Genomic DNA, 22,645 nt, shown 5'->3' with positions numbered 1-22,645 from the left:
TGGCTTCCGGAGCTTTTCTACTCCGGAAGTTCTTATTCCCCCACTACATGAAGATACTCGTGATTCAGCAACAAATGATAGGTGATGTGCTCACCTCTTCTATTTTGTTCGAGGCTTTGAGAAAAAAATATCCTGATGCTGAATTGCACTACCTCATCTACAAACACACCCTGCCGGTGGTGGAAAACAATCCATATATCGACAGATGCATCCTCTACGAACCCGGTCTTAATAAAAATCCCATTAAGTTCCTGACCTTTTTAAGAGGTATCAGGCAGATGGAGTATACCGATGTTATTGATGTTTACTCTAAAATAAGCACCGGTCTTATCTCTTTGTTTTCGGCAGCCGAAAAAAGGTTGAGCTATGAAAAAAAGTATACCAGTCATTTTTATTCCCTCACTTTTGAACAAATAAAAGAACCGGACTCCCATGCAGGACTTGCGATTGAAAATCGAATGCAGTTCTTACAGGGTCTTTTTCAGGATCATCCTAAATATTTGCGGCCAAAGATTTACCTGGATGAATCGAGAAAAAAAGAAGCGGGTCTACGATTGGAAAAAGGCGGAATTGAAAAGAAAAATCCCGTGATCATGTGTGGTGTACTGGGAAGCTCGAAAAACAAGAGTTATCCGCCTCAATTTATGGCTTCTCTGTTGGACAGAACAGTAGAACAGCTGAAAAATGCTCAGATTTTGCTCAATTTCTCCCCCGAACAAAAAATTGAGGCCATGGACATTGTGAGTTTATGCTCTCCGGCTACCAGGTCGAGAATTTTTCTAAACCTGTACACTGAGAAACTGGAAGACTACATAACTACTTGCGCAAATTGTGACCTTTTTATAGGCAATGAAGGTGGAGCTGCTAATATTGCTAAGGCTTTGAGCATACCAACTTTTTCAATACACTCTCCTTCGATCAGGAAGAATTACTGGGGGATTTTTAATAAGGACAAAGACAAGGTTTCGGTACATCTTGAGGATTACTATCCGGAGCTTTTTCAGAATAAAAAAAACAGCGAGATCAAAAAATTGAATCGGCAGTATTATCAGCTTTTCAGTCCGGATCTAATTGCACCCGATCTTAAAAGATTTCTAAAAAAATTTGAAGTATGAATTACCGTTTCCTTATTTACATCAGTTATTCCTATGCATTTCCAATTGGAGAACCTCTGGAAAAGGAAATATTGAGAAGAGGATATGAAGTAAAATGGTTTTCGGATAAAGAGGAAACAAAATCACTTTTCAGTAAAGAAAAACAGGTTTTGGATAACATCCAGGAAGCTATAGCTTACCAGCCTCACGTGGTTTTAAGCATAACAGACAGCATTGCCGATTTTATCCCTGGAATTAAAGTCCAGGTTTTTCATGGGTTTCTTGCAAATAAACATAGTGCCAAAAAAGGGCATTTCAGAATTAGAGGATTCTTTGATCTGTACTGCACGCAGGGACCTTCTACCACAGAACCCTTCAAGAAATTACAGAAAAAATACCAGCATTTTGAAGTAATCGAAACAGGTTGGTCCAAGGTAGATCCTTTGTTCCCAATTGAAAAAACATCAACTGAGAAACCTGTAATATTGATCTCTTCCACCTTTTCCCCTAAATACAGTATTACCTATGTGGAAGAGGTGATAAATGAGATAAAACGATTATCTAAAACAGGAAAATGGGAATTCAAGATCGTTTTACATCCAAAACTGCCTAAGGAAAAAATCGAAGTTTTTAAGGCTATGCAGAATGAAAACCTTACATACTATGATACAACAGACATAATTCCCTTATTTAAAACGGCAGATATTATGTTCTCTGATACAACTTCTGCAATTACCGAGTTTATACTTCAAAAGAAACCTGTGGTAACATTTAAAAACAATAAGCCCGGAGCACATCTTATTAATGTTACTGAAGTTTCTGAAATTGAAGGTGCCTTATCCAAAGCTTTGACCAGGCCGCAACCAGTTATGGAGGCAATTCAAAATTATATTGAATTTACTCACCCTTACTACGATGGTAATTCAAGCCAGCGTGTAATCACTAGTTGTATTGAATTTTTAAATAGCGATAGGTCCTATTTAAAAAAGAAACCAATAAACCTAATCAGGAAATTCAAGGTGAGAAAAGAACTGGGTCTTAATCCTATTCCAAATATTATGGAGTCAGTTTCAACCTATTAAAATTGTAGAGACTTTTTGTGTTATTCAGTTTCCCGGAATTCTAATGAGTTTTTCTTAATCCGACAGTTCAGTTGTTAACTAAGAATATTTCTTATTTTTAAAAAATAATTCAAATTAAACCCTGAATTCTCCGGGTTAAACTCATATCGAATGACAGAACCTCACAATATTCAAGTTGATGCCGTTTTAACTTGGGTAGATGGAAATGATAAAAATTGGCAGGAAAAGATCAATACTTTTTCTGAATCTAAGATCAATTTCTCTTCTGAAAATCATCTGAAACGATACAATTCCATCGGAGAAATAGACATTGCGATTAGATCGATAATCAAGTTCGCCCCCTTCATTAAGAATATATTTTTAGTAACCGATGATCAAAGGCCTGCGTCATTTGATTCCCTAAAGTCCTTAGCCCAAGATAAAGGAGTAAATCTGGAACTTGTTGATCATAAAATTATTTTTAGCGGATATGAAGAATACCTACCTACCTTCAACTCGTGTTCTATAATATCCATGCTATTTAAAATTCCCAATTTATCTGAGCACTTTATCATTTTTAATGATGATACTTTTATAATGAAAGAAGTATCGGTAGATGATTTCTTTATTAATGGAGAACCCATTGTAAGAGGTAAATGGCAAGATTTCAATGAAAATAAAACTTTTAGGAAATACTACCGTGAAGTTTTGAGTTATTTTGGTATTCCCGAAAAAAAGGAAAAAATTAGTTTCAAGAAACTACAGCAGAATAGCGCCAAACTGGCCCGAATGGAAAAGTATGTGAGACGTTTCCATACGCCGGTTAGTGTGAGGAAGTCTACACTGACAAACTTTTTTGAAAAAAATTCTTTACTTAGAAATAATATACAGCACAGGTTTAGAAATAAAGATCAATTTCTTATCTCCTCCTTATCTGAACATTTAGAACTCAAAAATAATACTGGTCATTACCGAAACAATTCACAGTTAACATACTTCCGATCCTATAAAAATCTATGGTTGACCAGGTTAAAATTGAAATGGTATATACATGATCCAAAGAAACTTTTCATCACATTTCAAAGCCTGGACATGGCAAGTGATGAAATATTAGAGTACATACTTTCATGGATAGAAAACCAATTAAGTAAAAAGTAAGAGGTTAAGGTTTATTAAAATCAGGGGGGTAAAATTTTCGAGAAAAGATTCTCTACCTCTAAAAAATTCTCTTTAACTTTTGCTTTATCACTGCCTTTTTTTCCCGTTTTGTAAAAAAGCGCTGATTGAAATGCCACATTTGATCAAAAACCTCAGAGGAAGAGCGGTCTGTTTGTTTTGCATATTCATCTGCCATTACCTCATATATGTCTCTTTCTCTGGATAGCCGTTTGAAATTTTGCATTCTTTCGGTAAAATTCAAACTTCTAAAATTCATCCTGTTAAGGTCAACCAGATAAAATTTATATGCATTATCGTTGATCTGGATCAACGTATTTCCGGGGGAATGGTCTAAGAATTCGATACCTTTTTCATGTAGCTGTAAGGTAAAACGGGTAAAAGCCCTTAGGATCTCTTCATGACCTTCTTTTTTTAGATCCAGATCCCGGAATGTGAGGTTATACTCCAGATGCTCGCTTACATAAAAGCTTTTCAAAAAGGCCACAGAAGTCACTTCTTCAACATAAGCAACGGGAGCGGGGGTACTTATTCCTCTCTTTAAAAGTTCCTGAGCATAACAAAAAGATCTTTCCGCTTTTGATTTTCTGAAGAACCGATAGGCTATTTTATTGACAGTATTGGGAACTTTAAAAGACTTGATGTTCAGTTCCTTTTCATTAAGCGACACTGCTTTTACAGTATTTCTTTTTCCCGGGCCAATTTCCCGACCTTCCTTCTCAAAATTGTCAAGAGCCTGAAGAATTTCTTCTTTATAAGAAGAATATGCTTCATCTATGATTACTTTCATATTGTTTCCCGCACTTTTCAGCAAAGTTAGTTTTTTAATTGTGCTTTAACTTTAAAATTCAGAAGTTATAGGTTTCTTCCTACCAAAGTTGAATCCGTTTATCTGCAAAAAGAATATTTGAATTTATTATACCTTCGCAATTAAGCCATTTGAAAAAGACAGGCACAAATAAGCTTTATGAAAATCCTTCATTTATCGGCAGTAAGAAATTGGGGCGGCGGGGAACAACATATTGAGAATCTGTGTCTGGAGATGGCTAAAAACCATTCCGAAGTTTTAAATATTGTTCTGTGTAGAAAAGGAAGCCGTTTTGAGCATCGTCTCAAAAAGCAAAATTTCAGGTATTATACCTCTCCCCTTCTTTCAAACTTTGACTTCAGGTATGCGCTAAAAATAATTTCGACCTGTAAGAAAGAGAGCATTGACCTTATCCACATTCACGATCCGAAAGCTCTTACACTGGCGATAATTGCAGATCATTTTTATGAACTCCCTCCATTGGTATTCAGCAAAAAAACTTCTTTCCCCATTCGGCAGAACAAAGGCACCCTTTATAAGTACAATTACAAAAAGCTTCAGAAGATCCTCTGTGTATCAAAGACTACAAAAAATCTCACTTTTGAATACCTGGAGCGGTTAGAAAGGCTGAAGGTTATCTACCACGGCACTCGCATTGATAATAAAAGCACAGAGACTCCTTTCAGGCTGCGCGATAAATTAGGGCTTCAGGAAGAGACAGTAATTATCGGAAATGTTGCCAATCATATTGAAGCAAAAGACCTGGAAACTTTTCTGAAAACAGTTAGATACCTCGTTAAGGAGAAGAAACAGGAGAATCTTCATTTTGTCCAAATGGGTAGATTCAGCCGAATAACTCCGGTTCTTCAGGAGCTGATCGAAAAATGGGATCTTGAGAAACATATTTCCATGCTGGGATTCCTTCCGGACGCTTCCAATTTTATTCCGCAGTTTGATGCGACCTTGTTGACTTCAGAAAATGAGGGCATTCCACAGGTGATCTATGAATCCTTTTACCACCGAGTTCCGGTAGTAAGTACCAGGGCGGGAGGAATTTCCGAAGTAATTGAACATAAGGTCAACGGACTTTTAGCTGAATGCTATGACCACCGCGAATTAGGTGAAAACCTGTTGTTTTTGAAGGATAATCCGCAGTTAATCCCGACCTTTACCGAAATTTCAAAAAATAAATTATTAAAAGGGTTTACCGCTGAAAAGATGGCGAAACAAACCCTGGAAGAATATAAAAAAGTGATCAATGGACATTAATGAAGAAATGGACAACGCCTATGCGGCGTTAAAAAGAGGAGGAATTATACTCTACCCTACAGATACGGTTTGGGGAATAGGATGTGACGCCACAAATGCCGATGCAATCTCTAAGATCTTTGAACTCAAAAGACGCAGCGAAACCAAAGCGCTTATCTGCCTGGTATCTGATTTTAAAATGCTGAACCAGTTTGTGGAAGAAGTGCCTGAAGTGGCTTATGATATCTTGAAGTACGCCGCTAAACCAACAACCATTATTTACGACAAACCTATTCGCGTAGCCGAGAACCTGGTGGGTGCTGATGATACATTGGGAATAAGGGTGACAAAAGATGAATTTTGCCAGCGATTAATTAAAAAACTGAAGCGACCATTGGTCTCTACTTCGGCCAACATCAGCGGGGAAGAAACTCCTCAAAGCTTTGCTGAAATATCTCCGGAAATTTTAAAAGGTGTGGACTATGTAGTAAATTTGCAGCAGTCCAGAAAAACCCCTAAACCCTCTGCTATTATTAAGCTTAGTAACGACGGAAAGGTACAGGTGATAAGGAAATAACTAATGTCAAGTAAAACGCCACGAATACACGAATATAAATAGGATTAATATTCTCTTTAAAGAAGAAAATTATTATAGACGCTTTATTCGAGGTGTATAATCACTTAGGTAAGGCTAATAATTTTGGCAACTATTAAAGGGCTGCTTGATCAGCGGAGAATCATACATTAGATATTAGTGAATTCGTGGCAAAAAAAGAAGACAACAAAAATTATTCTCTAATCAGGATCATCCAGGCTTGAAAGAAAAGAAAATCAGATCGTGAACAACTATAAACAGGCCCTCTCTAATAATATTTTCAAAGTAATTTCTCTGGCTTCTGAAGAGCTCCAACTGGAGAGCTACGTCATTGGTGGTTTTGTGAGAGATTACATCCTTGACCGGGGGGAGCATAAGGATATTGATATTGTTGCGGTTGGTAGCGGAATAGAACTCGCAAAAAAGGTCTCTGAACTCTTACCTCACAAACCAAAAGTACAGATCTTCAAGAACTACGGAACTGCTATGTTGCGGGCTTATGACATGGAGGTGGAATTTGTGGGTGCCCGCAAGGAAAGTTATTCCGAAGAAAGTCGCAATCCGGAAGTGGAAAGCGGCACTCTTGAAGATGATCAAAACCGGAGGGATTTTACCATAAATGCCCTGGCACTAAGTCTGAACGAAAAGAACTACGGGGAGCTGATAGATCCTTTTAACGGACTCGAAGATCTCAAGGAAAAGATAATCCGTACTCCTCTGGATCCTGATATCACCTATTCTGATGATCCTTTGCGAATGTTACGGGCCATCAGGTTCGCTTCTCAATTGCACTTCAAGATCGAAAGAGAATCTTTAGAAGCAATTTCCAGTAACAAGCAAAGGATCAAGATCATTTCCCGGGAACGTATAGTGGAGGAACTGAATAAGATCTTACTTTCGGAAAGACCTTCCGAAGGTTTTAGCCTTTTACACAACACCGGGTTACTCAAGATCATTTTGCCCGAGCTTACCGCTCTGGAAGGAATTGATGAAATTGAAGGACAACGGCATAAGGACAATTTCTGGCACACTTTAGAGGTGGTAGATAATATTTCAGAAAACACCGATGACCTCTGGTTGCGCTGGGCCGCATTGCTTCATGATATAGGTAAGGCGCCCACTAAACGTTTTGATGAAAAACTTGGATGGACCTTCCATGGCCATGAGTTTGTTGGCTCAAAAATGGTCTATAAACTCTTCAAAAGACTTCGGTTGCCGCTGAATGAGAAAATGAAGTTCGTGCAGAAAATGGTTTTAATGAGTTCCCGACCTATTGTGCTGGCGCAGGAAGTGACCGACTCGGCAGTGCGCAGGCTCATTTTTGATGCCGGAGACAATATCGAAGACCTCATGACACTGTGCGAGGCAGACATTACTACTAAGAACCCGCGTAGGTTCAGAAAATATCACAACAACTTTAAGCTTGTTCGTCAAAAGATAAAGGAAGTTGAAGAGCGGGACCATGTAAGGAACTTTCAACCTCCGGTTTCGGGAGAAGAAATTATGGAAACTTTTGGACTAAAACCGTCCCGTGAAATTGGTATAATTAAAGATGCAATAAAAGAGGCTATTTTGGAAGGGGAGATCCCGAATGAATATGAAGCCGCAAAGAATTTTATGCTTAAAAAAGGAAAACAAATAGGCTTGTCACCAAAATAACCTTTTTGGGCCGACAGCCTCAACTATGAATCTGCTTATCCCCCACGTACGATGAAAGACAACAAAAAAGTAGTTTATTGGCTGTTGACCGGCTGTTTCCTGATCTTTACAATGGTAGTAATTGGCGGTATTACCCGGCTTACCAACTCAGGACTTTCAATTTCAGATTACAAACTTATCACAGGAACCATTCCCCCACTTAATGAAAAAGAATGGGTAGAGGCATTTGAACTTTATAAGCAATATCCGGAATATCAAAAACTCCATTATCACTTTAATCTTGAAGATTTTAAAGGAATTTATTTCTGGGAGTGGCTGCACAGGCTGATTGGTCGTCTAATTGGGGTGGTGTTCATCATTCCTTTCCTTTACTTCCTGTTCACAAAACAACTTAGCAAACCTACCATCCAAAAATCATTGATCTTGCTGGCTCTTGGTGCCTTCCAGGGGTTTATGGGCTGGTACATGGTTAAAAGCGGCCTGGTTGACATTCCGGCAGTGAGCCACTACAGGCTGGCTGCTCACCTCATGACTGCCTTCATCACCTTCGCCTACGCCTTCTGGGTAGCAATGGACCTGTTGTACCCGAAAAAGAAGACGATTCAAAAAGGGTTCAGGAATTTACTTTGGGTAGGAATGATCATACTGCTTCTCCAAATAGTTTGGGGTGCTTTTGTTGCAGGTCTTGATGCCGGTTGGATCCACAATACGTGGCCAAAAATGACCGGAGGCGAATGGATTCATGAGACGGTATTCATCGAGAAAGATCCTGTTTGGAAAAATTTTATTGAAGGGAAAAGCGGAGTGCAGTTCGTTCATCGCTACCTTGCTTATATAGTGGTTGGAATTGTGCTATACATCTGGTATCGCTCAAGAAAACTTGCGCTAACCATTCCGCAGAAAAATGGGATCAATTCCCTTGTGATACTGGTATTTGTACAGTTTTTATTAGGAGTTTTCACCCTCATCTATGCCGTGCCTATATGGCTGGGAGTAGCGCATCAGGTTGCAGCCTTTTTCCTGCTTACAGCTATGACCTTTACACTTCACAGATTTAGCAGATAGGCTAAAATTCTCATCTAAAACTGTATCTTTGCAATCCAAATTTTTGAACAATGCTATACAGATTTAGAGTGATACTTGATGCGGAAGAGGATGTGTTCCGGGACATAGAAATTATGGCCGACAACACTTTGGAAGATCTGCATAATGTAATTTTACAGTCCTTTGGTTTCGACGGAAACGAAATGGCTTCTTTCTACATCAGTGATGATGATTGGAACCAGGGAGAGGAAATCTCCCAGTTCGATATGGAAGAAGGCGAAAGTTCTATTCGATTAATGAATGAAACCACCCTGGACGACGTTGTTAATGAAGAGCAGACAAAACTAATCTACGTCTATGATTTCCTGAGCATGTGGACTTTCTTGGTGGAACTTGCCGAGATCGCAGAACCCGATCCACAAATGGATTATCCTAACCTGATGTTCGTGCACGGACAGTTGCCTACAGCTGCTCCCGAAAAAGAATTTCAGGCTGAAGATGACGATTTTGGCGGTGAGGATTTCGATGTTGATGATTATGATGATCTCTCTTTTGACGAGAACTGGAACTAATCTTTCCCAAAGCTTTTTTTAGCTGTTTTTTTAAGTTTCTTTTTAATTATCTTGCCGGCCGGCCCGGCGAACCTGTGCCTTTAATTGCAGAAAAATAACATTTTTATGATCAACTTATATAACGCTCATATTGATTCACTTTCCATTCACAGGGTAGGTAATAAAAGCAGAAATGAGAATATTTTTCTCTCTGCCCAACCTTTCCAGCTGAATGATGAGATCACTCCGCTGATCAAGGAATATTTTCTGAAACCTTTTCGGGAAAAAGAAGAAAATTACTTCCAGTTCTCCAATGAGGTAGATGTAGATTTCAATCCGTTATACGAGATCGCGAACCACATTTTTGACAATCCGCAGGATATCCATGCGCAGTCCAAAAAGATCACTACTCTACTTTTCGAGCAGTCTGCTCATCCACACATTAAGAGCGGGGAAGTCTATGTGGTGTACTTCGACAACATTTTGCTGGACAATGAAAAGACCTCTGCAATTGGCATTTTTAAATCTGAACTGAAGCACGATTTCCTTCAGTTCCAGGAAAAAGAGAGCATTCTGGAAATGATCATTCAGCAGGGAATTAACCTGAACAAGCTCGATAAAGGAGCACTTATTCTGAATAAGAATCGCGAAGAAGGATACAAGATCCTTTCCGTGGATTCCAATAAGTATGACACCAAGTATTGGCTGGAGAATTTCCTCGGAGTGGATGTGCTGGCAGATGAGAATTTCCACACGAAGAAATATCTGAAGTTTTGCCAGAATTTCGCTAAAGACGTGGTCCTTCCTGCGGAAGATAAAAAGGAAGAAGTGATGTTCATGAACCGAAGTGTAGACTTCTTTGCGAAAAATGATGAGTTTGAAGAAACAGCATTTTTGAATTCAGTAATCGACAATCCTGATCTGATCCCGGAATTCCGGAATTATAAAACTGAGAAAGCTCCGAAGTACAAGATCGAAGACCTCACCAGTTTTCCTATTTCAAATACAGCGGTAACTGCTGCCCGAAAATCAATTAAGAATACCATCAACCTGGATACTAACATCCAGATCAAAATGGACTTCATTAACCCGGAATCTGCTGAAAAATTTGTGGAAAAAGGATGGGATGAAGAAAAACAGATGTATTACTACCTGGTCTATTTCAATAAGGAGCAAAAAAGCTAAAAGCATTCAGGATTTAAAACAAAAGAACTTAGAAAATAGAGCCTCAAAAATGACATTTTTGAGGCTCTATTCTTTTTATAGTTTAATTCTGAATCTTGAATTATATGAGTCTTTTCATATTCACGTCCTCGTAGTTTCTCTTAACAAATTCAAGTGCTGTACGCAATATCTGTCCCATAGAACGGGCCCGTTTAAATTTCATGTCATTTGAGAATTCGTATAATTCCCGTCTTAAGTGTTTAACATTCTCCTGGGTAGATATCTGGTCATTAAGAATACATCGCATTAATTCTTTGTACCTGCTTTGGGCATTGATAATACGCTTGGCCAGGAGGGAGCGTTCTTCCCTCCTATATTGTTCAATAGATGAATTCTGCAGTTTGGTCGCAACCAGCTGCACCATCTTGTAATTTTCCTTAAAGAATTGTGGCCGGTAAACTTTCAGATTTCCCTCATAACACTGCTGATCAAAATCTATCGCCCGAATTTGATATTCAACATGGTCAAAATCATGAGTGGGAATGATCACGTAGTTATAGGAGCGCATATCTCCGAGCAACCGGATAGTACAGCGTTCGTTGAACTTTACGAACTGTTTCGCGATCTGGGTCTTGGCCCGCTCATCACATTCCGGTAAATGATCGTCAATAAAAACATCGCCCGGGATCCCTGCTATATGCGCTTCAATTAAAGTCTCCCGGTAGACCAGGAAATTGATCCGGTGCGGGGAAAGTATATGTTCAAATTCCAATCCATACACTCTGGAAGCATCAGCTTTTTTAACGTAGAAGTAGGTAAAACTGTCATTGAGTACATTCCGGATCTTTACTCTAAAGGGCTTCGAATTTCCAAAGGTACAGTAGTCGATAGCATCCACGTTCAGAAACTCCAGGGAATCGTCGCTTCCGTCAGAATGAAGGATCGTATAAACCTGTTTCAGGCTGTTATCAATGTCGTTTCGTTCATGATCAGAGTAGTAGCAGCGCACCCAGTAGGTATCTTCTTCATGTTGATCATAGACCACAATGGAACCTGAAAATCGAAGCAGGTCTTCATAAAAAACGGGAATTTTGATGTTTCTGTTGTACTTGGCCAGATATTTATGAAACCGCTCACTTACGGGAAAAGACGGTTTCTTTTTTGACATCAGTTTTTCTTGCATTCCTTGGTTTTCCTCAAAAATAAGACTTCTTTTTGTTTGGCCATGTAACAAAACGTTAACTTAGGCGTCGAATGATAAAAGCCTCAGTATTTTGAAAAAAATCCTTCAAATTTCCAACCTCACCAAAAAGTACGGCCCGGTTACAGCCGTGAAGGACCTTTCCTTTACCATTGAAAAAGGAAACGTTTACGGAATTCTTGGACCCAATGGGAGCGGAAAATCCACAACCCTTGGTATTGTTCTGAACGTGGTCAATAAGACCAGCGGAGATTTCCAATGGTTTGACGGACAACAAAGTACCCACAATGCCCTGAAGAAAGTAGGTGCTATTATTGAGCGGCCCAATTTCTACCCATATATGACCGCAGCCCAAAACCTTGCCCTGGTTTGTAAGATCAAAAATGTCTCTCCTGATAAGATTGAAGAGAAACTGGAACTGGTTGGTCTACTGGAGAGAAAAGACAGTAAATTCCGCACTTTTTCGCTGGGTATGAAACAACGGCTTGCTATCGCCTCTGCCCTGTTGAACGATCCTGAAATTCTTATTCTGGATGAACCTACCAACGGACTTGATCCGCAGGGAATTCACCAGATTCGGGAGATCATTACAACTATTGCAAGTATGGGAACTACCATTTTACTGGCTTCTCACCTGCTTGACGAAGTTGAAAAAGTTTGTACCCATGTGGTGATCATTCGCAAGGGAGAAAAACTTTACGGCGGACCGGTAGATCAAATGAACGCCAGCTTCGGATTTTTTGAACTGAAAGCTGCCGATAATGAAAAACTGAAAGCGCTGTTACAATCCCATCCATCCTTCGGAAAGATCACTGAAAAAGGGGATTCTATTACTGCTTTTCTGACTGAACCTATGGATGCTGAAGCACTCAATACCTATCTTTTTGATAATGGCCTGGTTCTCTCACAGCTTGTAAAACGCAAAGAAAGTCTGGAAGAACAGTTCTTACAGTTAACCAATCAAATTTCCGCTTAATGTTACGATTACTCACTATAGAATTTCATAAGCTGCGTTACAGCAAATCGGCCAAAGTCCTTATCACGACCTATTTTGTGTTGATCACTTTCATTTCTCTAATTGCCTCCATTGAGTTCAATATTGGGGAGTTCAGGGGAAGGGTTGCTGACATGGGAATCTTCAATTTTCCATTCATCTGGCATTTTAACAGCTATGTAGCTGCTACCCTGAAGTTATTCCTGGCCATTGTGATCGTTTCCATGATGTCCAACGAATATTCTAACCGCACCTTAAAACAGAACCTGATCGACGGATTAAGCAAAAAGGAATTTGTGCTTTCTAAGTTCCTCACCGTATTAAGCTTCGCCTTTTTATCTACGATTTTTCTGTTCATAGTTTCTATGATCCTTGGTCTTTCCTTCTCGGATTATACGGAGATCTCCATCATCTTTTCGGATATGGAATACCTGTTCGCCTATTTTATAAAACTGGTCGGTTTCTTTGCCTTCTGTATGTTTTTAGGCGTGCTGGTAAAAAGATCGGCATTTGCGTTGGGCTTTTTGTTCATCTGGTGGATCATGGAAAGCATTGCCCGCGGAGTAATGGAATTCAAATTGTTCAGGGGTACAAATATCGCAGAAAATATTGCCCAGTTCTTTCCGCTGGAGTCAATGAGCCTTTTGGTTAAAGAACCTTTTACGAGACTGGGTGCCATACAGGCAGCAGCAGCACAAATGGGCTCAGAGATCACCAAAGACTACGGCATACACTGGTACCAGCTCTTGATCGTGATGGTCTGGACCTTCCTGTTCGTTTATTTTTCTTTCTTACTTCTGAAAAAGCGGGATCTGTAAAGAGCTTTAAGCCTGATATTCTAATCATTAGGAGTGGCCTCCTTTTTGATTAGGTATGTAAAATGGCTATTTTTGCAGGCCACAAAGTACCCGTATGAAATTCAAGGTAAAATCAGACTTCAAACCCACCGGTGACCAGCCAAAGGCTATCAGTCAACTGGTTCAGGGTATAAATAGTAATGAACGATATCAGACCCTACTTGGGGTTACAGGTTCAGGAAAGACCTTTACCGTTGCCAATGTGATCGAGGAGGTACAAAAACCGACTCTCGTACTGGCCCATAACAAGACCCTGGCCGCCCAGTTATATTCAGAATTTAAGCAATTCTTCCCTGAAAATGCGGTAGAATACTTTGTAAGCTACTACGATTATTATCAGCCTGAAGCCTTTATTCCTTCCTCAGGAACCTATATAGAAAAGGATCTTTCCATTAACGAAGAGATCGAAAAATTACGTTTGAGCACCACCTCTTCCCTTCTTTCGGGAAGACGGGATGTTATTGTAGTGGCTTCGGTTTCCTGTCTTTACGGTATCGGAAACCCGGTGGAATTCAAGAAGAATGTCATTTCTATTGAACGGGATATGGTTATTTCCAGAACTCAGTTACTTCACAAACTAGTACAAAGTCTATATTCCCGAACAGAAGCCGAATTCACCCACGGAAATTTCCGCATTAAAGGAGATACTGTGGATATATTTCCAAGTTATGCCGACAACGCCTTCAGAATTCACTTTTTTGGAGATGAAATAGAAGAGATCGAAGCTTTTGATCCGGCCACCAATGACCTTATTGAAAAATACGACCGGCTGAATATTTATCCTGCGAACATGTTCGTGACCTCCCCTGATGTTTTACAGGGAGCGATCCGTGAGATTCAGGACGACCTTGTAAAACAGGTGGATTACTTTCAGGAAATTGGAAAACACCTAGAGGCAAAACGACTGGATGAACGTACCAATTTCGACCTGGAAATGATCAGGGAATTAGGTTATTGTTCAGGTATTGAGAACTACTCCCGGTATTTAGATGGAAGACCTCCCGGAACACGGCCATTCTGTTTGCTTGATTACTTCCCCGATGATTATCTGATGGTTGTAGATGAAAGCCACGTGACTATTCCGCAGGTGCACGCCATGTATGGAGGTGACCGTTCGCGAAAAGAAACTTTGGTAGATTATGGTTTCCGTCTACCCGCTGCGATGGATAACCGGCCCTTGAAATTTGAGGAATTTGAAATTCTCCAGAACCAGGTGATCTATGTAAGTGCTACTCCTGCAGATTATGAACTCCAGAAAACGGAAGGTCTTTATGTGGAACAGGTGATTCGACCAACCGGCTTACTTGACCCGGTGATCGAGGTGAGACCGAGCCTTAATCAGATCGATGACCTGATAGAAGAGATCCAACTGAGAATTGAAAAAGATCAGCGAATATTGGTTACCACGCTTACAAAACGTATGGCCGAAGAGTTCACCAAATATCTTACCCGCATCAACATTCGCTGCCGCTATATTCATAGTGACGTGGACACTCTGGAAAGGGTTGAGATCATGCAAGACCTCCGAAAAGGCCTTTTTGATGTACTTGTCGGGGTGAACCTCCTGCGGGAAGGACTTGACCTTCCGGAAGTATCCTTGGTAGCGATCTTAGATGCCGATAAAGAAGGATTTTTGAGAAGTAACCGCTCCCTTACCCAGACCATTGGACGGGCGGCGCGACACCTGGAAGGGAAAGCGATCATGTATGCAGACAAGATCACAGACAGCATGCAGAAAACCATTGATGAGACCAATTACCGACGAGAAAAGCAACTGAAATATAACGCGGAGAATAATATTACTCCACAAGCCCTGAAGAAATCCTTCGAGAATATGCTGGTGAAGAAGAAACCAGAGCCATACGAATATGAAGTAGCGCCCGATCTTAAAGCTGCCGAAGCTGAAACCGAATATTTCAGCAAGAATCAGCTGGAGAAAAGGATCAGGGAAAAACGTAAAGCCATGGAAGCTGCTGCCAAGGAGCTGGACTTTATGACTGCCGCGAAGCTGAGGGATGAGATAAAAATGCTCCAGGGAAAGGTGCAGGAAGCTACTTAAGTATATTTTTAAGTAGTTGACCTTCAGGTAAATATTTTTACTATATTTATCAGACCCTACCTTTTTATTTTACCGCCTCCCCTCTTAAAACAACCATTTTCATGAGAAACTTCATTATTGGGGTGCTTCTGTCTGTGTTTATTTTTCAGGCAAAAGCCCAGGTAGGAATTAACACGACAGATCCAAAAGCTCAGCTCGATGTAAGCATCGCCAATCCTTCTTCGGCTCAACCCACAGATGGTATCCTTATTCCGAGGATCAACTCCTTCCCTTCCACCGAACCTTCGGCAGCCCAGCACGGCATGATGGTCTTTCTGCTCAATGCCCAAACCGGATTTCCTTCCGGATTCTACTTCTGGAATGCGAGCTCCGGAAAATGGGAAGGTATTGGCGGTAAGGCATTTTCAGATTTCTACAAAGTTGGCACAACTCAGCCAAGCACGAATCAGCAGGATGCGATCTTCCGTAAAGGAAATGTTAGCATTGGCGGGGAGACCGGAAACGTTAAATTGAAGGTGATGATCACTCCGGAAGAGGACATCATTACTAAGACCGGACTCGAGGTAGAGAATGCCAGTTCATCAACGAAAAACGTTACCTACGGAATCCTGAGCAACAACAAATCTGTGACTTCCGATAAGAAATACGGGATCAAAAGCAATGTTAGTTCAGATGGTACTGGAATTCACTACGGGATCTTCAACGAGGTGAGCCAGAACACCAATGAAGAGATCTATGGAATTTATAGCAGTGTTGGAAAAACATTTGGTTCCACAAAGACCATTACGGTATTTACAATAAAATTGGAACCATACAGGGAACCGGAACGGTTTACGGCATCTATAGTTCCGCTTTGGGTAGTGATCCAAAAAAGGTATTTGCAGGATACTTTGTGGGGCGGCTTGGAATTGGTGCCACGCCTGCCGAAGAATACATTTTTCCTGACAAACGAGGAAGTGCCGATCAGGTTTTGGTTAGCGATGCTGCAGGAATTCTAAGTTGGCGCCATCCAAATTTCGGAACCTACTCTTCCACCACCTCGGCAACCGGATCTTATGTTATACCCGATGAAACTTATACCCTTCGGATCAATAATCAGGTGAGCAGTGTGACGATTCCTGATGCTGCTACGAATAAGGGAAGGATCCTGTTTCTTATAAACTGGCCCGGCAATTCCTATAAAACCTTTGATTTCCTCAATGGAAATGACCTTTTTGACATAACCGCCAATTCAACGGTTACCGGAATTAATCCCGGACAGAAATACCTGATCCAAAGTGCAGGAAACCGCTGGATCCTACTGGACAAGTAAAAAATGAAGTTCTGCAAAAAATAACTTTTAAGCCTGAAGAACAGATGTAACCTTCGGTCTCTCTAAACGGATCCTTACATCCACAGCCGTCAGATCATTTTCGGTGGCCATGAGAGGATTGAGATCTATTTCTGCTATTTCAGGGGCCACGGTCAGCAAATTGGAAAGCTTTACAATTACTTCAGCAAACAACTGGATGTTTATTCCACTTTGACCTCTGACACCTTTTAACATTGGGTAAGCCTTTAGATCAGCGATCATTTTTAAAGCATCCTCTTCAGTTACAGGGATCATGGAGGCGCTGATATCCTTTAATACTTCCACGAATATACCTCCCAGTCCGCATAAAATGACATGAGGATAATTAGTCTCTTTTTTCGCCCCGATAAATAGCTCCATTCCCTTTATCATCGGCTGAATTATTACAGCAACTGCGCCATCGATCTTCATCAATTTATAGAAGCCGTCGTAAATTTCCTTTTCATTTGAAACATCCAATATTACCCCACCTACATCTGACTTGTGCAACGGTCCCTCTACTTTAAGAACGACAGGGTAACTGACAGACTTCGAAATGAGTTTCAGCTCCTCTTCACTTCTTACTTGATAAGGTTTGGCAAATTTCATCCCCGCATATTCCAGCAATTCAACGGCTGCTTCCGTTGGCATATAGCCGGCTGGTAACCTTTCTATCAGTTCTCTTATGTCACGGGAAAATTGTAAATCAGGGTCTTTGCCCAATTGACCAATTGTACCATGATTATATACTTTTGCTAGAGCGCTTCCGAATAAAACCTCATCATGAAAAGCAATATTGCCTTTCTTTATAAACTCCCCGATCTCGTTTTTCACATTCACCACCGAGGGAAGAATTGCATAAATAGGTTTTTTGGATGTTTTGATCTTTTTATCCAGCACTTCATACACATCCTCTACCCCTGTTAAACCTGGACTCCCAAAAATAACAGCCATTGCATCAATTTCCGGACAATCGTTTTCACAAAAGTCAATAATGCTACCCAATTGCTGAGCATTGCCGGTTGCTAAAAAATCAATGGGATTAGAGACCGAAGAACCGTCGAACAACTGTTCCAATAAAACTTCGCTCGCTTCTCCTTCTAAATGAGGGATGTTAATTGCATTCTTTGATAATACATCGGTCAACATTACAGCAGGCCCTCCGGCGTGGGTAATGATCGCCATATTCTTGCCTTTAGATTCCTTTTGCAAAAGAATGGCGGCAACAGTAATCAGTTCGTTTCTGCCGTAGCAACGGATTATTCCAGCTTTTTTGAAGAGGGTGTCAACAAAAACATCAGAATTGGCTATAGCCCCTGTATGTGACGAAGCAGCCCTGCTTCCCGCTTCGGAACTACCGGCTTTAACAGCCGCAATTTTGCAGCCCTTTCGGATTAAAGAAGCTGTGTGTTTTAAGAATTTCCGCGGATCTTTAATGCTTTCAATATAAAGCAGCTTTACTTTGGAGCTTGTTTTCTTTTCGAAAGAGTGATCTAAATATTCCAGGATCTCCTCTACTCCTATCTGGGCACTGTTCCCAACAGTATATATGCTGGAAAAGGTTAGTCCCATACTTTGTGCTGCTTCAATAATAAATACCGCTGTTGCACCTGAACCCGAGATAAAATCAACACCTTTTTTGTCCAGTTTGGGAACCGGTGTTGTAAAGACTCCGGTATAATGTTGGTTGATCAATCCTATGTTATTAGGTCCTAATAAACTTCCACCAGCTTCATTGATCAAGTGGGCGATCTCTTGTTCCAGTTTTTCTCCAGCTTCATCTTTTTCACTGAAGCCGGCAGAGAAGATTATAAAGCCTTTAGTATTCTTTTGCTGAGTAAGGACCATTACGGTTTCCAAAATATACTTCGCAGAGATTGCAATAATTGCAAGATCTACTTTGGGAATTTTATTTATGTTCTTGTAAGATGTAACTCCCTGAACACTGTCCTTTTTGGGATTAACCACAAATAACCGCCCTTCATAGTTATGATCTATTAAATTTTTCAGAACTCTTCCTCCCGGACTGTGAATATTGTCCGATCCCCCAACAACAACAATGCTTTTTGGATGAATTAATTTTGAATGAAGCATATGACACAAGACTTAATTACTGTAAAGGAAGAAATTTCAAATAGGATATTAACTGACCTTCATCACAATCTGTTTGATTCCCTTTTTGTTATTTTGAGTAGACCGTAAAACTTTCAGGGTATGTATGCATTTTCGAACGCAGTTAATTCCATGCATTCAGAAGACATTAAACTTTTAATGAAACAGGCTTCCGGAAAAAACCTTATTTCCTTTGCCGGCGGGATGCCAAACAATGACCTTTTTCCTGTAGAACAAATTGATGAGATCTACAATTCCTTACCTGAAGACCTCAAAAAATTATGTTTTCAATACGGTCCTACCTCCGGTTATCCTCCACTGATCAAGTCCCTGGAAGCTTACTTAAGGAATAAAGGATTAGAGGTTGATGACAATAAGATTTTGATCACTACCGGTTCGCTGCAGGCCATCTCTATTGTGACCCAGGAATTTGTCAACGAAGGAGATATTATTCTAACAGAAAATCCGTGTTTCGTTGGAGCCCTGTCGGTTTTTGAAACTGCCGGAGCCGAGATCCACAGCATCCCCATCGATAAGGACGGTATTGACATAAAAGCTTTAAAAAGTAAAATTGAATCCCTGGACCGAAAACCAAAATTCCTTTATGTGACGCCAAATTATCATAATCCGGCAGGTATCATTTACTCTCCACAAAGGAAAAAAGAGCTTCTGGAAGTTTTATCCGGTACGGGAATAATATTACTTGAAGATGATGCTTACAGCGATCTTTACTTTAAAGAAGATGAAAAACACCTGACCAAAGCCATGAAATCATATGGTGTAAAGGATGTGGAGATCATTTACACCGGATCATTTTCCAAAATACTCGGTCCCGGTTTCAGGTTAGGTTTCATGCTCTCTTCCGAAGAGATTTTTGAAAAAGCAGAAACGGTGAAACAGGCCCTGGACGCCTGTACCTCCAATTTCATGCAGATCCTGGGAAATGAATTTTTAGCACAACAAAAACTCGGGCCTTATTTGACATTTTTGAGAAGTGAATATTTGGAACGCAAAGATCTGCTTCAAAAATACCTGAAAGCCTATATGCCTGAGGAAATTACCTGGAATGAACCGAAAGGCGGATTTTACGTCTGGCTCAAACTGCCTTCTCATATAAGATCCACAGAGATATTCAGGGAAAGTGTGACTAAAGGCGTGGTATTCGTAACGGGCAGAACCTTTGATCCTGCGAGTAAAAAAGATGACAGATTGCGGCTTTCTTTTTCAAACACCCCGAAAGATCGCATGGAAGAGGGAATCATTATTTTATCTGAAGCGATAAAAAAAGTGCTTCAGAAATCTAAATCAACTTCCCCGGACCAATTGGTTTTATAATAACCACGGAAGCCGGACAAAGAATAAATCAAATCGGGATGAACTTTTCCAGTATTCATCCCGATTTTATTTTACTCAAAAAGGGGATTTCTAATCAATTTCTTTACCGGCAGGTAAGTTGGTAATTCCTTCCGCTACTTTTTTTCCTTCATTGAAAGCTTCGATATTAAGTTTTATAATTCTTTCACTTTTATGTTGGAAAAGTTCCTTGATAGCTTCTAGGATGCTGCTTTCAGATAAAGGGATAATAGCAGATGCCGCTCCCAATAACACCATATTAGCCACTTTTGAATTCCCGATCTTTTTCGCAATCTCCGTTGCATTTACAATGAGATGATAAGGATGCTTTCTTATCTGATCGAACAGATCCTCTTTTTCGGGATAATTACTTGTATTGATAAAAGATTCTGAATCGGTAACCAGCCATCCATACTTGTGCAGGTAAGGCATATATCGCAGTAGTTCCATAGGTTCTACAGATAGGATAAGATCAGCTTTTCCTTCAGGAATGAGATCAGAGAAAATTTCTTTATCAGATATTCTTACATGTGATTGCACGGCACCGCCGCGTTGACTCATCCCATGAACTTCTGATTGTTTTACAAACAAATTTTCACTTAAAGCAGCTGTATCCAATACTGCAGCAATAGTTAGAATACCCTGACCACCAACACCTGACAATATTATATTTGTTTTCATCTGTGTAGTTATTTCTGTTTTAATTTAATGAAGCAATTTTGGCTTTAATTACTTCCTTCTGTTCTCTCGATAATCTCACGCAAGGTCTTTCAGAAATGATGACCGAAACTCCTTTGTAGTTCAATTCGTTTCGCAATACTTCCACATTTTCTTCATGATTCTTTTTCAGAGGGACTATGGTTTTAAGGTGATCGGGATGGACCCCAATACCTAAACAAATCTTACGTAGCCTACCCACTGCAGAGGATTCCTGCGCTCCCGTCATTGCAACAGCGGAGTTGTCCGAAATAATTACCGTAATAGGAGTATTTTCATAAACGGCGTCTAAAAGCCCTGTCATTCCTGAATGCGTAAAGGTGGAATCCCCAATAACGGCGATCGCTTTTTCCATTCCTGCATCTGCAGCTCCTTTTGCCATGGTGATAGATGCTCCCATGTCGATCAAAGTATTAATACTATTCAATGGTGGTAAAGCGCCCAATGCATAACACCCGATATCTCCAAAAACATTTTTGTCTCCAATTTCAGGTATTAGTTCATTTATGGTATTGAAAAGATCAATATGTCCACAACCTTCACAGAGTTGTGGGGGCCTGGGGGTAACTATAGAAGGAACAGGCTTAGCAATACCCTGGTAAAAACCTAATGAGTTACCAACTATATTTGGGTTCAGCTCCCCGGTTCGCGGCAGGTCCCCGGATAACTTCCCTTTTACTTTGTCATTCTCATCGAAGTAATTGTGCAGTATTTCTTCAACAACAGGATAGCCTTCTTCAAGTACTAAAATTTTATCACAGTGCTTATAGAGTGCTTTAATTTTTTCTTTAGGTAAGGGATATTGTGAGATCTTAAGAACAGAAGAAAAAGTTTCATCTTCTTCCAGATTTTCCATCAGGTAATTGTGGGCTATTCCGCAGGCTATGATCCCCAGACTTCTGTCCTCACTAAGCTTTAATTTGTTTAAATGAGAATTCTCAGAATGTTCGACTAAAACTTCCTTTTTATTGACCAGCAGATCGAACTGCTTCTTAGCATTAGTGGGAAGTAAGGCAAAACGGGAGGTGTCTGAAGGTAGATTTATATCGTTTTGTTTATGTCTCTCTCTGGTTTTTATATCTGCCCGTGAATGCGATAAACGAGTTACCATCCTCACCAATACCGGTAATTTCACTTCTTCGGAAAGATCAAAAGCATACAACATGATATCATAGGCCTCCTGCTGATTGGAAGGCTCCAAAATGGGGATCATGGCAAACTTTCCATAGAAACGGGAGTCCTGTTCATTCTGCGAAGAGTGCATGGAAGGATCATCTGCAACTACCACTACCAATCCGCCGTTTATTCCCGAAACAGCCATATTCATAAACACGTCAGAAGCCACATTCAAACCAACATGCTTCATCACCACCATAGCTCTTTTTCCAACATAAGACATACCCAGAGCAGCTTCCATGGCTGTTTTTTCATTGACAGACCAGGTGGTATGTATCTTTAATTCCTTTGCAAGTTTTGACCTTTGAATGTATTCGGTAATTTCAGTTGAAGGGGTCCCGGGATAAGCATAAACACCAGACAAACCTGCATCAATGCTACCCTGAGCAAGTGCTTCATTACCTAATAATAAACTTTTCATCTGTTGAAATTTGATTTATATAGTT

20 protein-coding genes are annotated in these 22,645 nt (G+C 40.2%); 15 read left to right on the top strand and 5 right to left on the bottom strand.

Annotated features, from left to right (window positions below; all coding sequences use genetic code 11):
• Positions 1-47: 47 nt before the first annotated feature.
• The 3 genes from ACNORC_RS07250 (at position 48) to ACNORC_RS07240 (ending at position 3,313) form a co-directional block, all read left to right on the top strand.
• Positions 48-1,115: a glycosyltransferase family 9 protein gene (locus ACNORC_RS07250; protein ID WP_418334956.1), complete on the top strand. Its 1,068-nt coding sequence runs from the start codon at positions 48-50 to the stop codon at positions 1,113-1,115.
• Complete coding sequence (locus ACNORC_RS07245) at positions 1,112-2,176, top strand: CDP-glycerol glycerophosphotransferase family protein (protein ID WP_418334955.1); 1,065 nt, start codon at positions 1,112-1,114, stop codon at positions 2,174-2,176. Before ACNORC_RS07250 ends, ACNORC_RS07245 begins: the two co-directional genes overlap by 4 nt.
• Positions 2,177-2,326: 150 nt before the next feature.
• Complete coding sequence (locus ACNORC_RS07240; RefSeq protein ID WP_418334954.1) at positions 2,327-3,313, top strand: stealth family protein; 987 nt, start codon at positions 2,327-2,329, stop codon at positions 3,311-3,313.
• Positions 3,314-3,371: 58 nt separating this feature from the next.
• Here the strand turns inward: ACNORC_RS07240 and ACNORC_RS07235 are convergent, their stop codons facing one another.
• Positions 3,372-4,121 (bottom strand): lipopolysaccharide kinase InaA family protein, encoded by a 750-nt coding sequence (locus tag ACNORC_RS07235; protein WP_418334953.1) that lies wholly within the window; start codon positions 4,119-4,121, stop codon positions 3,372-3,374.
• A 177-nt stretch (positions 4,122-4,298) separates the two neighbouring features.
• On the opposite strand from ACNORC_RS07235, the gene ACNORC_RS07230 reads away from it, so the two are divergent.
• The 6 genes from ACNORC_RS07230 (at position 4,299) to ACNORC_RS07205 (ending at position 10,421) form a co-directional block, all read left to right on the top strand.
• Entirely contained in the window at positions 4,299-5,408 is a 1,110-nt protein-coding gene (locus ACNORC_RS07230) for a glycosyltransferase family 4 protein (RefSeq protein ID WP_418334952.1), read from the top strand.
• Positions 5,398-5,964 (top strand): L-threonylcarbamoyladenylate synthase, encoded by a 567-nt coding sequence (locus ACNORC_RS07225; RefSeq protein WP_418334951.1) that lies wholly within the window; start codon positions 5,398-5,400, stop codon positions 5,962-5,964. Before ACNORC_RS07230 ends, ACNORC_RS07225 begins: the two co-directional genes overlap by 11 nt.
• 261 nt (positions 5,965-6,225) lie before the next feature.
• Complete coding sequence (locus tag ACNORC_RS07220; protein WP_418334950.1) at positions 6,226-7,641, top strand: CCA tRNA nucleotidyltransferase; 1,416 nt, start codon at positions 6,226-6,228, stop codon at positions 7,639-7,641.
• A gap of 51 nt (positions 7,642-7,692) precedes the next feature.
• A complete protein-coding gene (locus ACNORC_RS07215; protein WP_418334949.1) occupies positions 7,693-8,706 on the top strand; it encodes a COX15/CtaA family protein in 1,014 nt (337 codons plus the stop codon).
• A 50-nt stretch (positions 8,707-8,756) separates the two neighbouring features.
• Positions 8,757-9,257 carry a plasmid pRiA4b ORF-3 family protein gene (locus ACNORC_RS07210; RefSeq protein ID WP_418334948.1) on the top strand — a complete coding sequence of 167 codons (501 nt, stop codon included), beginning with the start codon at positions 8,757-8,759 and terminating at the stop codon, positions 9,255-9,257.
• Positions 9,258-9,362: 105 nt separating this feature from the next.
• On the top strand, positions 9,363-10,421 hold the full coding sequence (locus ACNORC_RS07205) for a nucleoid-associated protein (RefSeq protein WP_418334947.1): 1,059 nt from the start codon (positions 9,363-9,365) through the stop codon (positions 10,419-10,421).
• Positions 10,422-10,521: 100 nt separating this feature from the next.
• Here ACNORC_RS07205 and ACNORC_RS07200 read toward each other — a convergent pair whose 3' ends face one another.
• Positions 10,522-11,583 (bottom strand): hypothetical protein, encoded by a 1,062-nt coding sequence (locus tag ACNORC_RS07200; RefSeq protein ID WP_418334946.1) that lies wholly within the window; start codon positions 11,581-11,583, stop codon positions 10,522-10,524.
• 91 nt (positions 11,584-11,674) lie between these two features.
• Between ACNORC_RS07200 and ACNORC_RS07195 the strand changes: the two genes are divergently transcribed.
• From ACNORC_RS07195 to ACNORC_RS07175, 5 genes are all read left to right on the top strand, one after another.
• Entirely contained in the window at positions 11,675-12,577 is a 903-nt protein-coding gene (locus tag ACNORC_RS07195; RefSeq protein ID WP_418334945.1) for an ABC transporter ATP-binding protein, read from the top strand.
• Positions 12,577-13,413, top strand: coding sequence for an ABC transporter permease (locus ACNORC_RS07190; RefSeq protein WP_418334944.1), 837 nt, complete (start codon positions 12,577-12,579; stop codon positions 13,411-13,413). Before ACNORC_RS07195 ends, ACNORC_RS07190 begins: the two co-directional genes overlap by 1 nt.
• Before the next feature lie 94 nt (positions 13,414-13,507).
• The gene (gene uvrB, locus ACNORC_RS07185) at positions 13,508-15,511 is read left to right on the top strand and encodes an excinuclease ABC subunit UvrB (protein WP_418334943.1); all 2,004 of its coding nucleotides are present in this window, start codon (positions 13,508-13,510) and stop codon (positions 15,509-15,511) included.
• A 101-nt stretch (positions 15,512-15,612) separates the two neighbouring features.
• On the top strand, positions 15,613-16,509 hold the full coding sequence (locus tag ACNORC_RS07180) for a phage tail-like protein (RefSeq protein WP_418334942.1): 897 nt from the start codon (positions 15,613-15,615) through the stop codon (positions 16,507-16,509).
• A complete protein-coding gene (locus tag ACNORC_RS07175; protein WP_418334941.1) occupies positions 16,482-16,823 on the top strand; it encodes a hypothetical protein in 342 nt (113 codons plus the stop codon). The genes ACNORC_RS07180 and ACNORC_RS07175 overlap by 28 nt, the downstream gene beginning before the upstream one ends.
• Before the next feature lie 27 nt (positions 16,824-16,850).
• On the opposite strand, the gene ACNORC_RS07170 is transcribed toward ACNORC_RS07175, so the two are convergent.
• Complete coding sequence (locus tag ACNORC_RS07170; protein WP_418334940.1) at positions 16,851-18,935, bottom strand: acetate--CoA ligase family protein; 2,085 nt, start codon at positions 18,933-18,935, stop codon at positions 16,851-16,853.
• A gap of 120 nt (positions 18,936-19,055) precedes the next feature.
• On the opposite strand from ACNORC_RS07170, the gene ACNORC_RS07165 reads away from it, so the two are divergent.
• A complete protein-coding gene (locus ACNORC_RS07165) occupies positions 19,056-20,288 on the top strand; it encodes an aminotransferase-like domain-containing protein (protein WP_418334939.1) in 1,233 nt (410 codons plus the stop codon).
• Positions 20,289-20,378: 90 nt separating this feature from the next.
• On the opposite strand, the gene ACNORC_RS07160 is transcribed toward ACNORC_RS07165, so the two are convergent.
• Both ACNORC_RS07160 and ACNORC_RS07155 read right to left on the bottom strand, forming a co-directional pair.
• Positions 20,379-20,987, bottom strand: coding sequence for an indolepyruvate oxidoreductase subunit beta (locus ACNORC_RS07160; protein ID WP_418334938.1), 609 nt, complete (start codon positions 20,985-20,987; stop codon positions 20,379-20,381).
• Between the two features lie 19 nt (positions 20,988-21,006).
• Positions 21,007-22,620, bottom strand: a complete 1,614-nt coding sequence (locus tag ACNORC_RS07155; RefSeq protein WP_418334937.1) for a thiamine pyrophosphate-dependent enzyme — start codon at positions 22,618-22,620, stop codon at positions 21,007-21,009.
• Between the last annotated feature and the right edge of the window lie 25 nt (positions 22,621-22,645).

This window comes from Salinimicrobium soli, assembly GCF_048323655.1.
GTDB classification, from domain to species: Bacteria; Bacteroidota; Bacteroidia; order Flavobacteriales; family Flavobacteriaceae; genus Salinimicrobium; species Salinimicrobium soli.
The sequence above is the reverse complement of the archived record's forward strand: the minus strand, read 5'-3'. Positions and strand labels throughout refer to the sequence as shown.

Bases quoted from the DNA above. Each gene is read 5' to 3' on its own strand.
- ACNORC_RS07250 (WP_418334956.1), top strand. From the start codon at position 48: ATGAAGATACTCGTGATTCAGCAACAAATGATAGGTGATGTGCTCACC.
- ACNORC_RS07245 (WP_418334955.1), top strand. From the start codon at position 1,112: ATGAATTACCGTTTCCTTATTTACATCAGTTATTCCTATGCATTTCCA.
- ACNORC_RS07240 (WP_418334954.1), top strand. From the start codon at position 2,327: ATGACAGAACCTCACAATATTCAAGTTGATGCCGTTTTAACTTGGGTA.
- ACNORC_RS07235 (WP_418334953.1), bottom strand. From the start codon at position 4,121: ATGAAAGTAATCATAGATGAAGCATATTCTTCTTATAAAGAAGAAATT.
- ACNORC_RS07230 (WP_418334952.1), top strand. From the start codon at position 4,299: ATGAAAATCCTTCATTTATCGGCAGTAAGAAATTGGGGCGGCGGGGAA.
- ACNORC_RS07225 (WP_418334951.1), top strand. From the start codon at position 5,398: ATGGACATTAATGAAGAAATGGACAACGCCTATGCGGCGTTAAAAAGA.
- ACNORC_RS07215 (WP_418334949.1), top strand. From the start codon at position 7,693: ATGAAAGACAACAAAAAAGTAGTTTATTGGCTGTTGACCGGCTGTTTC.
- ACNORC_RS07210 (WP_418334948.1), top strand. From the start codon at position 8,757: ATGCTATACAGATTTAGAGTGATACTTGATGCGGAAGAGGATGTGTTC.
- ACNORC_RS07205 (WP_418334947.1), top strand. From the start codon at position 9,363: ATGATCAACTTATATAACGCTCATATTGATTCACTTTCCATTCACAGG.
- ACNORC_RS07200 (WP_418334946.1), bottom strand. From the start codon at position 11,583: ATGCAAGAAAAACTGATGTCAAAAAAGAAACCGTCTTTTCCCGTAAGT.
- ACNORC_RS07190 (WP_418334944.1), top strand. From the start codon at position 12,577: ATGTTACGATTACTCACTATAGAATTTCATAAGCTGCGTTACAGCAAA.
- uvrB (WP_418334943.1), top strand. From the start codon at position 13,508: ATGAAATTCAAGGTAAAATCAGACTTCAAACCCACCGGTGACCAGCCA.
- ACNORC_RS07180 (WP_418334942.1), top strand. From the start codon at position 15,613: ATGAGAAACTTCATTATTGGGGTGCTTCTGTCTGTGTTTATTTTTCAG.
- ACNORC_RS07170 (WP_418334940.1), bottom strand. From the start codon at position 18,935: ATGCTTCATTCAAAATTAATTCATCCAAAAAGCATTGTTGTTGTTGGG.
- ACNORC_RS07165 (WP_418334939.1), top strand. From the start codon at position 19,056: ATGTATGCATTTTCGAACGCAGTTAATTCCATGCATTCAGAAGACATT.
- ACNORC_RS07160 (WP_418334938.1), bottom strand. From the start codon at position 20,987: ATGAAAACAAATATAATATTGTCAGGTGTTGGTGGTCAGGGTATTCTA.
- ACNORC_RS07155 (WP_418334937.1), bottom strand. From the start codon at position 22,620: ATGAAAAGTTTATTATTAGGTAATGAAGCACTTGCTCAGGGTAGCATT.